We start from the raw sequence: 14535 nt of genomic DNA on the forward strand, positions 1-14535 counted from the left end.
GCCAGGAGCCAGAGCGGCGGCGCGGTTTGCTGAGGTCGCAAACAGGTAAACCGTGCGCAAGCGCGCCCTACCCCGCCCGTTCCAATTCGGCGCGCAGCACGTGCAGGTGGTCGTCCAGCACATCGCGCAGCACCTCGAGGGCGATGTCGCCGCGCTGCGCGGCAAGGCTCTGACGCGCCAAACCGTGCAAGCCGAAGTTTGCCGCGCTGCCCTGCAAACGGTGCAGCAGTGCACTGCGCCGTGCCTGCACCGCCTCACTGCTCGGCGCGGTTAATAACTCCTGCACGCCTTCACGTACCTCTTCCAGCGAGGCCAGGAACGAGGGCAGCAAACGGTCGAACAAATTAGCGCCCAGCCACTGGCGCAACTGCTCGAAGCGCGGCGCGGCCAGGGCACGCTCGTCACCACTGGCAAGGTCCGCGGCAGACGGCGCGAACATGTCTTCGCCGCTCAGCAGTGCCTGTAAATGACGACGTTGCAGCGGCTTGGCCAGCACGCCATCAAGCCCGGCTTGCAGGCAAGCCTGGCGGTCGAGGTCGGTGGCGTTGGCGGTGAGCGCCACCATCAGCGGGCCGACATCGCCCTGTTGCTGACGAATGATGCGACTGGCTTCCAGGCCGTCCATGTCGGGCAGGCGCATGTCCATGAGCACCAGGTCGTAGTCGTGCTCTTGGCAACTGGCGATGGCGCCTTCGCCGTCGACGGCGGTGTCCACCAGGCAGCCCCAACTGAGCAGCAGCTCGCGGGTTACTTCGCGGCTGACCGGCACGTCTTCCACCAGCAACACGTACAGGCCGTCCAGCGGCACGTCCAGATTCAGCTCCGGCTGGTGGCGCAGCAACGGCGGCCACGGCAACGCCAAACGAAAACACGAGCCGACGCCGACGCTGCTTTGCAGGCTGATTTCGCCACCGAGCAGCTGCACCAGCCGCCGCACGATATACAAACCGAGGCCCACGCCCGGCTGGTGGCTGTGCTGGTCAAGCCGGGTGAAGGCGGCGAACACCTGCGACTGCAAGTCATCGGGAATGCCCATGCCGGTGTCGGTGACCACCAGAATAAAACCTTCGCCTTGGGCGTCGGCCTGCACCCGCACATTGATGCCACCCTGCTGGGTGAACTTGATCGCGTTGCCCAGCAGGTTGTAGAGCACCTGCCGCACGCCCACCGGGCTGCCTTCCACCCAGCAGCGCTCGCCCAAATCCATGTGCAAACTGAGCGCCAGCTGTTTGGCCCCGGCTTGCAGGCGCATCACCTCGACGCACTCGCGCACCAGCGCGGCCAGGTCGAACGGCACGCGCAGCGGCAACTTGGCGGTTTCGCTGCGCGCCAGCGCCAACAAGCCGTCGAGCACGTCGGTGAGGTTGCGCGAGGCGTTCTGCACGGTGTCGAGGCGTCGGCGCATCGCCACTTGCAGTTCATGCTGATCAAGCAGCAGGGAAATGTGCCCTTGAATCGCCACCAGCGGCGTGCGCAATTCGTGGCTGAGGGTGGCGAGCAGTTCTTCGTTCTGCCGCGCCTCACGCACCGCTTGGTCGCGCGCCTGCTCCAGCGCGACTTGCGCGCATACCTCGCGGTCGATGTCTTCGATCACGCCAATCCAATACCGCGGCCGCTGCGCACGGTCGAGAATGCAGCGGCCGCGCAGCGACACCCACAGCCAGTCGCCATTGCTGTGGGCCAGGCGCAACGTGCATTGCAGCTCGCCTTTGCCGCGCCGCGCGCGCAGCACTTCGGTCATCAGGCGACTGCGTTCCTGCGGATGACTCAGGCTGAGCAAGTTCGGTGGGGCAATGGCTTCGCGGTGATACCCCAGCATGCTCCAGCAGCGTTCCGTGCCCTCCAACTGGCGCTTGTGCACATCGAATTTCCAATGGCCAATGTCGCCGCCCTGCACGCCGAGTTCGGCCAGGCGCTGGCTGGTGACGTCTTCAAAGGTCGACACCCAGCCGCCATCCGCCAGCGAGCGGCGGCGCACGTCGATGATCAGCCGGTTGGCCAGCGGCAGGTCTTCACGGGCGCGCAACTCCTGACCAATCGCCGGCAACAGCAACGCGCACTCGCACGGGTCCAGTGCCAGCTCGGCTTGCTGCAAGCGCTCCAGCAACTGCTCGCGCGTAGTTACCTCGGCCGACATACCGAACAGCCGCCGAAAGCGCTGGTTGATCGCCAGAATGGTGCCTTGACCGTCTACCGACAGCAGCGCGGCGTCCATATGTTCGAGGGTGCGGTCGAGCAAGTCGCGGTTCTGTCGCAGCACGGCGGTGCGCTGTTCTACACGCTGTTCCAGCGACGTGTTCAGGCGCTGAAGGTGGTCCGACAGCTCCACGTTGTGCCGCAGCGCGGCGAGCATGCGCTGCCCCAACACCACGCCGTGAGACAGCAGCAACCCCAACACGCCCAAAGGAAATACGCTGACCGTCACCAGGCCTTCGGTGTAAAGCAGCACGTCGTTGCACACCGCCGCGGTGACCACCAACATGCCGAGCAGAATGCTCTGCGCGCCATCGCGATGGCGCAGCACGGCGTGAATGATGTTGCTGAGAAAATAGATGCACGAGCCCACCACCAATACCGCCGCCAACTCGCGCGTGCCGGTGAACAGCGCGGGCGGCGTGAGCAGAATCAGCAGGGTGATCACTACCGCAATCGCCAACAGCGCGCGCGCTACAATCAGGCTCGACTCTTCCGGAAACAGCCGGCGCAACAGCAGCGCGTAGATGGCGGGATAGAGAATCTGGCAGATGTATTTGATGTGATAGATCAGACTGGTGGGCAGGTCGAGGCTGTCCATCAAGCTGCTGTTGGCCGCTGCGCTCATCGCCGCCAAACCGAGCATCAAACTGAACGGGCCGCTGAGCATTTGCTGGCTGTTCCAACTGCCCAGCAGCAACAGGTAGAACGCCATCAGAATGCAGCCACCCAGCGTGAACAACTGCACGCCCTGGCCGATGGCGGCGCGGTGTTCGAGGTAATTGCGGGCGCCCACCAGAATCGGCATATCGATGCCGCCTTCGCGATGAAAATGGTTCGACACCTCGATGCGCACCAACACGCTGTCGGCGCCGATGGGCAAAGGAATCAACAGCGGGCGGATGCGCGCCTGTTCAACATCAGCCTCACCGACACGGCCGGCCGTGGCCACCAATTGTCCATCGACCCACACGCGCCCGGCGGATTTCAGCGCATCGATATACAAGGCCAATGGTTCGTTGGAGACCGGCAGCAACAACTGCGTACTGAACTCCACGCGACCAAACCCGACCTCGCCCCACCACGTCGGCGTGCCGTTATGCCAGGTAAACGGCAACGTCACCCGCTGCGGCGCGCGGGCGCCGTCGCGCCAAGTGAGCAGCCACTGGCCATTCATAATGCGCATCGGCTCGGTGTCTGGTGACCAGGCACGCAAATCCACCGACCCCGGATACCCCGCCCACGCAGAGGCAGAACACGCCAGCAACAGCGACAACAGCAGCAGACGAAGAGCAGCCACGGAGGCCTCGCAGCGTGGGGGATGTAGAGGGAATGCACGCTACGCAAAAGCGTGGGGGGTTTCAAATTGGCAATAGATCAAAGGCCCCTCTCCCCAGCCCTCTCCCGCAAGCGGGCGAGGGGGCCGACCGAGTTGGCATACGCTCTGGCGATCACATCTGTAACCGGAGAAACTCGGTCGCCGCCCTGCGTCACCCCTCGCCCGCCTGCGGGAGAGGGGCTGGGGGAGAGGGGCCTTTGATCTTGCCAGCAACGCTGGCTAGCTACCCCGCTGCTGCAACCACGTCAGAAACTCTTCCTCACTCAACGGGTGACTGAAGTAGAACCCCTGCCCCAACGCACAATCGAGCCCGCGCAGGCTCTCGAACTGCGCGGCGCTTTCGATACCTTCGGCCACGCATTCCAGCCCAAGATTGCGGGCGATCATCAGGATGGTTTCGACCAGCATCATTCCGCTGGCATCGTCGGGCAGGTCGTTAACGAAGCTGCGGTCAACTTTCAGGCGGTCCAGCGGCAACCGTTTGAGGTAGGTGAGCGAGGAATAACCGGTGCCAAAGTCGTCGATGGCGAAGCGCACGCCGAGCGCTTTCAACGCCTGCATGGCGGCGATGCATTGGTCGACGTCTTCGAGCAGCACGCCTTCGGTAATTTCCAGCTCCAGCACGCTGGCGGGCAGGTCGTAGCGGTTGAGGCAGTCGGCCACGCGTTGCACCACGTCGAATTGGCGCAGTTCATGGGGGCTGAGGTTGACGGCCAGCACCAGCTCCGGCAATCGCCAGTGCCAACGCGCGAGCGCGGCGCACGCTTCGTCGAGTACCCAGGCGCCGATGTCCAGAATCAGTCCGGTTTCTTCGGCCAGGGGAATGAACTGCGCCGGTGGAATTTCGCCACGTTCGGGGTGAGTCCAGCGCAACAGGACTTCGGCGCCCACCACCTTGCCGGTCTTCAGGTCCAGCTGCGGCTGAAACGCCAAGTGCAGTTGGTCGCGGGCAATCGCTTGGCGCAGTTCGCCTTGCAGTTGCAGGCGCTGGTCGATGGCCGCCTGCATGGCCGGGGCGAAGAAGTGCAGCGCGTTGCGACCGCCGCGCTTGGCGCGGTACATGGCGGTGTCGGCCTGTTTCAGCACATCGGCGGCGCCCTGGTCGCCCACCGGGTGCAGGGCAATGCCGATGCTGGCGCTGATGGACAGTTCGTGGCCGTCGATGTGGTAGCTGCCGAGCAAGCTTTGCAGCAGCTTTTCGCCGACGTCGGCCGCGTGTTCGCCGGCAATTTCCGGGTTGTCGCCGATGCTTTCCAGCAGCACCACGAACTCGTCGCCGCCCAGGCGCGCCAGGGTGTCTTCGGCGCGCAGGCAGCCGGCCAGGCGCGTGGTGACTTCGCGCAGCAGCGCATCGCCGACCGGATGCCCAAGGCTGTCGTTGACGGTTTTAAAGTGGTCGAGGTCGATAAACAGCAGCGCGCCAAACGAGCTGTCGCGAATCTCGCGGGTCATGGCGTGTTGCAGGCGGTCGAGCAGCAGGCGGCGGTTGGGCAAGCCGGTCAGCTCGTCGCTGTAGGCCAGGCGTTCGATTTCCCGCTGGTAGCGCTGGCGTTCGGAGATATCGGTGACGCTGGCGCGGATCAATTTCTGCTCGCCGGGCATGCGCACCAAGCGCACCTCGCACGGCAACTGGCGCCCGGCGCTGTCACGGTGCAACCACTCGAACACCGGCGCTGCGCCTTCCAGTGCCGCCGTGGTATAGCCGCTGCCGGCCTGCACCGACAAGCGCCCGTCGGCCTGGCGGGCCGGGCTCAATTCCACCGGCCGGCGACCGATCAGCTCGTGGCGGCTGAGCTTGAACAGGCGCTCGGCGTTTTCGTTTACATCAACCAGGCCGCCGTCTTCGGTGAACAGCAAGATGGCTTCCGGCGCGTGCTCAACCAATGTGCGGTAGCGGGCTTCGGCTTCGTAGCGGGCGGTGATGTCTTCAATCAGCGCCAGGCAGGCTTCCAGTTGCCCTTGTGGATCACGCACCGCGCGCAGGCTCAGGCGGGTGTAAATGACGCTGCCGTCTTCACGCAGGAAGCGTTTTTCCAGTTCGTAATCGTCGCGCTCGCCCAGGGCCACGCTTTCGAACAGCGGCTGCTCGATCAGCAAATCGTCGGCGTGGGTGATTTGTGCCCAGCCGCAGTTGCGCAGGTAATCGCGCCCGCGTCCGAGCACTTGGCAGAGCTTGCTGTTGACCTCCAGCCACATGCCTTGCGGGCTGATCATGGCCATGCCGATCAGCGGCGCTTCGAAGAACAGGCGCAGCCATTCGTCCCGTTCGCGCAGCTGTTGTTCGGTGAGCTTGCGGGCGGAGATGTCCTGAATGGCGCCATAGATACGGATGACCTTGCCGTCGTCCATTTCGGCCAAACCCATCACGCGCAGGAACCGCGAGTTTCCTCGGGCGGTAATCAGCCGTACTTCTACATCGAACGGCCGGCCATCGCTGAGGGTGTCGGCAACTGTGCGCCGCGCGATCGCCTGGCCTTCTTTGTCGAGGTAGCTGATGGCTTGGTCGAAGTTCGGCGTGGCGCCGGTGGGGTCGAGTTCGTAGAGGCGGAAGCAGCCTTCGCTCCAGAACATGTCCAAGCCCGGCACTTCAAGCACCCAGCCGCCGATGTCGGCGATGGCTTCGGTTTGCGATAGCAAATGGGTTTGACGCAGCAGTTCCTCGCGGCGTGCGGACACTTCGCTGGCCAGGCGCTCGCGTGAGGTCACGTCGTTTTGCAGGGAGATGTAATGGCTGATGCCTTGGTCGTCGCGCAACGGCGACAGGGTGATTTCGTTCCAGAACAGCACGCCGTTTTTGCGGTAGTTGCGCAGGATTACCTGCGTGGCCTCGCCGCGTTGCAGCGCGGCGCGCACGCGATGAAGGTCGGCCTGATTACGGTCGGTGCCTTGCAGGAACCGGCAGTTTTGTCCTAACGCTTCACTGCTGCTGTAGCCAGTGATGCGTTCGAACATGGGGTTGCAGTAGATCATCGGAAAGTCGGGCTGGCGCGCATCGGCGATGGTGATGCCCAACGGGCTGGCCTCCAGCGCCAGGTTGGCCAGGGCCAGTTGCTGCTGCATATGGGCGCTGCGGCTGAGGGCCAGGCGCAAGTCGCTGAGGCTACGGCCGATCAACAAGGTGGCGACCATCAGCAGCAGCACGCTCAAATGCAATTCGGTGAGCGGCGCGTTCAACAGGGCGGCGGGAATGGGGCGCTCTTGCAGCAGCGGCAGGGCGAGCACCACCAAGCTGCTCATGATCGCGCCGCACAAAGCGCCGGGATAACCCCAGAGCATGGCCAGGCTGAGCATCACCACGCCGAGCAAAGGCAGCTGCAGGGGAGCCGGCAGGATGTCGAGCAGCAACGGCAAGCCGAACATCAGACTCACCAGCAGCCACCAGGGCGGCGAGCGGCGCAGCGGTTCGGCCAGCAGTTCCACGCGGTGATCGCTGCCTGTGCCGAACGGCGCTACCCAGCCGAGTCGGCGCAGGTACAGCGTGAGGTAACTGAGCATGGGCGTGACGATGACCAGCGTACTGAAGCTGTCGGCCAGCCACATGTTCAGGCTGTCCATCGCCCAGTCGGTTTTCGGTGCGTGGAAGCAGACAAACAAGGCCGCCTGTTTGAGCAGCGCCAGCAGTGACACCGGCACCAGAACGCCCAGCAGCAAATAGCGAATGACATGACTGAGGTCGGGCAAGGCGAAATCGAAGGGGCGCCGGCTCAGCAACCACCAGCCGCAGGCGACGGCGAGCACCTCGGGCAGACCAAACACCGGCCCCCATTGCCACGCCACGCCCCACAGCGGCGCACTGACAGCGGAGTTGATGTAGATCGCCAGCAGCACCCGAGGGCCCCACCAGTACGTCAACACCAGGCCAAGGGCAAACGGCAGATACCAGAGTGCCAAACCCGGGGTGAATTGGGTCGAGAGCGAACACCAGGTCGCCAGGTGTAACAGTGGCAGCGGCAGCCACCAGGTCCACTTCGGGGGATGATTGAAAACAGCCGGCATGCGGACCTCGGGACAAGACGCTGCCATAGCATAGAACAGCGCCACGAAAGGCGTGGTGCTGTTTTGCCAGTACCGATAAGTCCGATGGTCGTGTAGGAGTGACCTGGGTCGCGAACCGTGCAAACGGAGGTCTGGCCGCTGGGGTTTGCAGGGTTCGCCAGCAAGCTGGCTCCTACAGACAGACCGAGTCGGTGTTACACCGCGTCGCGCGGCAGCAGCAAACCCAGGGGCAAACACACCCGCGCTTCCAGCCCGCCACCCGAGCGGTTGCGCAGTTCTACGCTGCCGCCGTGCTGGGCGGCGATGCGTTTGACGATGGCCAGGCCCAGGCCGGTGCCTTTGCCGCCACGGGCGCGGTCGCCTCGGATGAAGGGGTTGAAGATGTCGCCCAGTTCGGCCGGATCAATGCCGTTGCCCCGGTCGAGCACGCTGAGCACCACATACGGTGCGCTGCTATCGCCCGACACATACGCCGCTACTTCCACAGCATTGCCGCCGTGGTGCAGGGCATTTTCGATCAGGTTGTTGAGCAGACGCTTCATCGACACCCGACGCAGGGGAAACGGCGGCACGGGCTCAAGGCACAGACGCACGTTTTCCTTGTCGTGGTTGAAGGGCGCTACGGCGTCCGCGACCAGATCGGCCAGGTCCACCTCTTCCAGCCGCTCATCGCGACCGTCGCGGATAAAGGCCAGGAACTGGTCGAGGATGGCGTCCATGTCTTCGATGTCGCGCACCATGTCTTCGACCAGCTCGGTGTCGCTGTTGAGCAACTCCAGGCCCAGGCGCAAGCGCGTCAGCGGCGTACGCAGGTCGTGGGAAACCCCGGCCAGCATCAGCTCACGCTCGCGGGCGGCTTGCTCCAGGCCGTCGGCCATCTGGTTGAAAGCGCTGTACACCTCGGTCATTTCGCTGGGCGTGTCGCTGATCGGCAACCGTACGCTGCGGCCCTGCCCCAACTGGCGCGTCGCCGATACCAGGCGTTGCAGCGGCTGGTTGAGTTGACGGACAAAAATCCACGCCGCTGCCGTCGACAGCACGCCGATGGCCAGAAACCAGCCCAGCACGCCCCAGATTTTTTGCCCACGCAGCGGATGCGGGTACAGCGGCACTTCCACCCACCCATCGCCCAACGCCGGCGCCCGCACCCACAGCGCCGACGGTTGATGGATGCGCAGCCGCACCTCGGTGTCCGGCCCCAGCTCCATACGCATCTGTCGCTGGAAAATGCCGGTGTACGGCCAGTGCTGCTCGCCCGGTGGTTCTTCAGCGTCGGAGGTCCAGCGCAGGCCGGCGGCTTTTTCGATAACGGCGCGCTTGTCTTCCTCGGTCGCCCAATAGGCGCGCAGCGTCAGGGCGGCGCCGTGGCTGTACTGGCGGTCCACCAGCACATCCTCGTTCATCATCAGATAAACCAGGGTCAGCGCTTTGGAAAACAGCACCACCACCAACACCAACCACAGGGTGCGGGCGAAGAAGCTTTGGGGGAACCAGACGGGGGTTTTCATGGCAAGGCAGAGATTCTGGGGGAGAGGGTTTTGTAGGAGCGGCTTCAGCCGCGATGCTTTTAATCAAGCGCATCGCGGCTAAAGCCGCTCCCACAAGGAGGGTGATGCAGCGTTACTTATTACCATCCGGCACAAACACATAACCCACGCCCCACACGGTCTGGATATACCGTGGTTTGGACGGGTCCGGCTCGATCAACCGGCGCAGGCGGGAAATCTGCACGTCGATGGAACGCTCCAGCGCGTCCCACTCACGGCCGCGGGCCAGGTTCATCAGTTTGTCGCGGGTCAGCGGCTCGCGGGCGTGTTGCACCAGCGCCTTGAGCACGGCGAACTCGCCGGTGGTGAGCATGTGCACTTCTTCGCCGCGCTTGAGTTCGCGGGTGGCGAGGAACAGTTCGTAGTCGCCGAAGGTCACGGTTTCGTCTTCGCTGCCTGGCGCGCCCGGTACGGAAACGGTCTGGCGGCGCAGCACGGCTTTGATGCGTGCGAGCAATTCGCGAGGGTTGAACGGTTTGGCCAGGTAGTCGTCGGCGCCCTGTTCGAGGCCTTGGATACGGCTGCTCTCATCGCCTTTGGCGGTGAGCATGATGATCGGCATCTGGTTGTTGGCTTCGCGCAAGCGTTTGCAGGCCGAGAGGCCGTCTTCGCCGGGAAGCATGAGGTCCAGAACCAGCAGTTGGAAGAGTTCACGCGAGAGCAGACGGTCCATCTGCTCCACATTTTCCACCGCCCGAACGCGGTAGCCTTGCTCTTCCAGGAATCGTTCCAACAGGCGTCGCAGACCGGGATCGTCATCGACGATCAGGATTTTTTCGCCTTCCAGCGGGGCCGTATTGCTCATAGGTGCTCCTTCAAATCGTCGCGCATTATGGCGCAGAGACCGCGCAGCAGTTGCGCACCATTCGTTAGCAGATTTTTCCCGGTTGCATCAAAAGGGCCTGGGTATAATGCCGGCCCTTCACGTTTTCATGTCAGCTCGTCTTATTAAAGTGGGTCTTTTATTAATGGATAGCATCAACAACCGTATCGCCCAGGAATTGGGCGTTCGCCCGCAGCAAGTCGCCGCTGCAGTCGCCCTGCTGGATGAAGGTTCCACGGTTCCCTTTATCGCCCGTTACCGTAAAGAAGTCACCGGCAGCCTGGATGACACCCAACTGCGTAACCTCGAAGAGCGCCTGCGCTACCTGCGCGAACTCGACGAGCGCCGCGCCAGCATCCTGGCCAGCATTGAAGAGCAAGGCAAGCTCACCCCGGAGCTGACCCGCGAGATCAACCTCGCCGACACCAAAACCCGCCTCGAAGACCTGTACCTGCCTTATAAGCAGAAGCGCCGCACCAAGGGCCAGATCGCCCTGGAAGCCGGCATCGGCGAGTTGGCCGACGGCCTGTTCAACGACCCAACGCTGACACCTGAAACCGAAGCCGCCCGTTTCGTTGACGCAGAGAAAGGCTTCGCCGATGTAAAAGCCGTGCTTGAAGGCGCCAAGTACATCCTCATGGAGCGCTTCGCCGAAGACGCCAAGCTGCTCGACAAACTGCGCAGCTTCCTCAAGCACGAAGCCATCCTCAGCGCCCGCGTTGTCGCCGGCAAGGAGGAAGAAGGGGCGAAATTCCGCGATTACTTCGAACACGACGAGCCGCTAAAAAGCATGCCGTCGCACCGCGCGCTGGCCATTTTCCGTGGCCGCAACGAAGGCATCTTGAGCTCCGCACTGAAAGTCGGCGACGAGACGCCCGGCGCCCTGCACCCGTGCGAAGGCATGATCGGCGAGCATTTCAGCATTCGTAACGAAAACCGCGCCGCAGACAAATGGCTCGGCGAAGTGGTGCGCTGGACCTGGAAGGTCAAGCTCTACACCCATCTGGAAACCGACCTGCTCGGCGAGCTGCGCGACGGTGCGGAAACCGAGGCGATCAACGTATTCGCCCACAACCTGCACGACCTGCTGTTGGCCGCACCGGCAGGCCCGCGCGCCACCTTGGGCCTGGACCCGGGCCTGCGCACCGGCTGCAAAATTGCCGTGGTCGATGCCACCGGCAAGCTGCTGGAATACGCCACCGTGTACCCCCACGTGCCGCAAAAGCAGTGGGACCAGACCTTGGCCATCCTCGGCGCGCTGTGCATCAAACACCGCGTCGACCTGATCTCCATCGGCAACGGCACCGCCAGCCGCGAGAGCGACAAACTGGCCGCCGAACTGATCAAAAAACTGCCCGAGCTGAAAATGACCAAAATCATGGTCAGCGAAGCCGGCGCCTCGGTGTATTCCGCGTCTGAATTGGCGGCGAAAGAATTCCCGGATCTGGACGTCTCGATTCGCGGCGCCGTGTCGATTGCCCGTCGCCTGCAAGACCCGCTGGCCGAGCTGGTGAAAATCGACCCGAAATCCATCGGCGTAGGCCAATACCAACACGACGTGTCGCAGCTGAAACTGGCGCGCAGCCTCGACGCCGTGGTGGAAGACTGCGTGAACGCCGTGGGCGTGGACGTCAACACCGCCTCGGTGCCGCTGCTGGCGCGTATCTCCGGGCTGAACACTACGCTTGCGCAAAACATCGTTAACCACCGTGATGCCCACGGCGCGTTCAAAACCCGCGATGCGCTGAAAAAGGTGCCGCGCCTCGGCGATAAAACCTTCGAGCAAGCGGCCGGCTTCCTGCGCGTAATGAACGGCGACAACCCGCTCGACGCTTCCGCCGTGCACCCGGAAACGTACCCGCTGGTGGAACGCATTGCCGCCGACACCGGCCGCGATCTGCGCTCGCTGATTGGCGATGCCGGCTTCCTCAAGCGCCTGGACCCGAAGAAATTCACCGACGAAACCTTCGGCCTGGTCACCGTCAGCGACATTCTCGCCGAGCTCGAAAAGCCGGGCCGTGACCCGCGTCCGGAGTTCAAAACCGCTGAATTCCAGGACGGCGTTGAAACCCTGCAAGACTTGCAGTTGGGCATGATCCTCGAAGGCGTGGTGACCAACGTCACCAACTTCGGCGCGTTCGTGGACATCGGCGTGCACCAGGACGGTCTGGTGCACATCTCGGCGCTGTCGGAAAAATTCGTCAAAGACCCGCGCGAAGCGGTGAAGGCCGGCGACGTGGTGAAGGTCAAGGTGATGGAAGTGGACATTCCGCGTAACCGCATCGCCTTGTCCATGCGCATGGGCGACACCCCCGGCGAGAAAATCGACGGCCCGCGCGGCGGCGACAAACGTGGCGGCGGCAAGCCTCGCCCGCAGGCGCAACCGACCACACAGCCGGCGCCAAGTAACAACGCCATGGCTTCGCTGTTCGCCAACGCCAAGCAACTACGGAAATAAACCATGACCCAGCCAGCGGACTCGCTTTCCAATTCCGAAGAAGTCGGCAGTAAAAGCGCATTTGCCCGCTTGCTGGGTTTACACATTCTCAAGGCCGACGGCGGCGAGGCAATTATTCGCCTGAGCGTTCACGACGGCCTGCGCAACCTGCACGGCAAGCTGCACGGCGGCGCGTTGTTCTCGCTGATCGACACGGCCATGGGCCAGGCCAGCCACAGCGTGGTCGGCGGGCCGGGCACGGTGACGCTGGAGAGCAAGATCAACTACATCCGCCCGGTAGACGAGGGCGACATCCTCTGCCGCGCATGGGTGGTACACGCCGGCCGACGCACGCAGGTGATCGAAGCCGAGGTGCACCAGGACGACAAACTGGTGGCCAAAGCCCAAGCGACCTTCGCCTGCCTGTAAACGCCCCGCTCAACTGCGCCCGAGAGCGGCTAGGTGAGTTCCGCCTGCGGTGCGGGTAATCTGTTGCGAAATTGCGTAAACCAGGCGACCACGCCAGTTGTTTCCCATTGCCCTTGCAGACCGTTGATCTAGCCCCCATATAGGGCCGACTGACGCGAAGGAACACAAAATTGAGCGACCTCCTCTCCCGCCGTTTGGCACTGCTCAGCAAGCCCGCCCACCTGAATTTGCTTACCCAGTGCCTGCACGGGATCGAGCGCGAATGCCTGCGTGTCGACAGCCAGGGCCAACTGGCCCTGACGCCGCACCCCATTGCGCTGGGCTCGGCGCTTACCCATCCGCAAATCACCACGGATTATTCCGAGTCGCTGCTGGAGTTCATCACCCCAGCTGAAACCGACCCGGCCGTGACGCTGGAAGATCTGGAACAGATCCACCGCTTCGCCTACAGCAAACTCGACAATGAGTACCTGTGGAGCCCGTCGATGCCGTGCCCGTTGCCGGAAGAAGAGGTGATTCCGATTGCCCGCTACGGCAATTCGAACATTGGCCGCCTTAAATACGTGTACCGCAAAGGCTTGGCGCTGCGGTATGGCAAGACCATGCAGTGCATCGCCGGCATCCACTACAACTTCTCCCTGCCCGAAGCGCTGTGGCCGGTGCTGCAAGTGGCTGAAGACGACACCCAAAGCCTGCGCGACTACCAGTCAGAGCGGTATATCGCCCTGATTCGCAACTTCCGCCGCTACAGCTGGCTGTTGATGTACCTGTTCGGCGCCTCGCCGGCTCTGGACGCGGGCTTCCTGCGCGGCCGGCCGCACAAGCTCGAGCAACTGGACGCCGACAGCCTCTACCTGCCCTACGCCACTAGCCTGCGCATGAGCGACCTCGGCTACCAGAGCAGCGCCCAGGCCGGGCTTACTCCTTGCTACAACGACCTGGCCAGCTACACCGACAGCCTGCGCCAGGCGGTGTCGACGCCTTACCCGGCCTACGCCGAAGCGGGCACCAAGAAAGACGGCGAATGGCAGCAGCTGAACACCAACATCCTGCAGATCGAAAACGAGTACTACTCGAACATCCGCCCCAAGCGCGTCACCTACAGCGGCGAGCGTCCGATTCAGGCGTTGATGGCCCGCGGCGTGCAGTACGTTGAGGTGCGCTGTCTGGACATCAACCCGTTCCTGCCCATGGGCATCGACCTGACCAGCGCGCGTTTTATCGACGCCTTCGTGCTTTTCTGCGCCCTGCAACACAGCCCGGAACTGGGCGGCGGCGAATGTAGCGGTTGCACTGATAACTTCCTCACCGTGGTGAAAGAAGGCCGCAAACCGGGCCTGCAACTCTGTCGCAACGGCGAAACCATCAGCCTGCAAGACTGGGCCACGGACTTGCTGGACCAGATCGGCCAGATCAGCGTTTTGCTCGACCAAAGCCATGGCAGCGACTTGCATGTTCAGGCGCTTGAAGCCCAGCGCGCGAAAGTTGCCAACCCGGCCCTGACGCCCTCGGCGCAGGTATTGGCGAGCCTCAAGGCCAACAATGAAACGTTTGCCCAGTTCTCGTTCCGCCAGAGTCAGGCCCATGCTGACTACTTCCGCAGCAAGCCGTTGAGCGAAGAACAACGCGCAGCGTTTGAGCAATCGGTGCAGCAATCGCTGGCCGATCAGGCGGCAACGGAAGCTGAACAGAGCGGTGATTTCGACACGTTTGTCGCCGCTTACCAGGCCAGTATTTTGGCCCTGGCGGTTTAGTCGATACCGTCACAAAA

The 14535-nt window shown here is 63.2% G+C and carries 7 protein-coding genes; 3 read left to right on the forward strand and 4 right to left on the reverse strand.

All coding sequences use genetic code 11. From position 1 onward, the window contains the following. Nucleotides 1-67: 67 nt before the first annotated feature. From ACZZ0Q_RS21325 to ompR, 4 genes are all read right to left on the reverse strand, one after another. On the reverse strand, nt 68-3493 hold the full coding sequence (locus ACZZ0Q_RS21325) for an ATP-binding protein (RefSeq protein WP_463540888.1): 3426 nt from the start codon (nt 3491-3493) through the stop codon (nt 68-70). A 258-nt stretch (nt 3494-3751) separates the two neighbouring features. Next, nucleotides 3752-7528, reverse strand: a complete 3777-nt coding sequence (locus ACZZ0Q_RS21330; protein WP_463540887.1) for a bifunctional diguanylate cyclase/phosphodiesterase — start codon at nt 7526-7528, stop codon at nt 3752-3754. A gap of 194 nt (nt 7529-7722) precedes the next feature. After that, complete coding sequence (locus ACZZ0Q_RS21335; RefSeq protein ID WP_122497387.1) at nt 7723-9036, reverse strand: ATP-binding protein; 1314 nt, start codon at nt 9034-9036, stop codon at nt 7723-7725. A gap of 112 nt (nt 9037-9148) precedes the next feature. Continuing rightward, entirely contained in the window at nt 9149-9880 is a 732-nt protein-coding gene (gene ompR / locus ACZZ0Q_RS21340; protein WP_122497389.1) for an osmolarity response regulator transcription factor OmpR, read from the reverse strand. Nucleotides 9881-10043: 163 nt separating this feature from the next. Here ompR and ACZZ0Q_RS21345 point away from each other — a divergent pair, with 163 nt between their 5' ends. The 3 genes from ACZZ0Q_RS21345 (at nt 10044) to gshA (ending at nt 14518) form a co-directional block, all read left to right on the forward strand. Next, complete coding sequence (locus tag ACZZ0Q_RS21345; protein ID WP_463384557.1) at nt 10044-12356, forward strand: Tex family protein; 2313 nt, start codon at nt 10044-10046, stop codon at nt 12354-12356. A gap of 3 nt (nt 12357-12359) precedes the next feature. Beyond that, nucleotides 12360-12764, forward strand: coding sequence for a PaaI family thioesterase (locus ACZZ0Q_RS21350; protein WP_463540886.1), 405 nt, complete (start codon nt 12360-12362; stop codon nt 12762-12764). Between the two features lie 170 nt (nt 12765-12934). Then, nucleotides 12935-14518 carry a glutamate--cysteine ligase gene (gene gshA / locus ACZZ0Q_RS21355; protein WP_463540885.1) on the forward strand — a complete coding sequence of 528 codons (1584 nt, stop codon included), beginning with the start codon at nt 12935-12937 and terminating at the stop codon, nt 14516-14518. The last annotated feature ends 17 nt before the right edge of the window (nt 14519-14535 follow it).

Source organism: Pseudomonas sp. AC070, from assembly GCF_979258635.1.

What these genes read in the sequence shown, in the direction of transcription:
- ACZZ0Q_RS21335 (WP_122497387.1), bottom strand. Translation starts at nt 9,036, where the DNA reads ATGAAAACCCCCGTCTGGTTCCCCCAAAGCTTCTTCGCCCGCACCCTG.
- ACZZ0Q_RS21345 (WP_463384557.1), top strand. Translation starts at nt 10,044, where the DNA reads ATGGATAGCATCAACAACCGTATCGCCCAGGAATTGGGCGTTCGCCCG.
- ACZZ0Q_RS21330 (WP_463540887.1), bottom strand. Translation starts at nt 7,528, where the DNA reads ATGCCGGCTGTTTTCAATCATCCCCCGAAGTGGACCTGGTGGCTGCCG.
- ACZZ0Q_RS21350 (WP_463540886.1), top strand. Translation starts at nt 12,360, where the DNA reads ATGACCCAGCCAGCGGACTCGCTTTCCAATTCCGAAGAAGTCGGCAGT.
- ompR (WP_122497389.1), bottom strand. Translation starts at nt 9,880, where the DNA reads ATGAGCAATACGGCCCCGCTGGAAGGCGAAAAAATCCTGATCGTCGAT.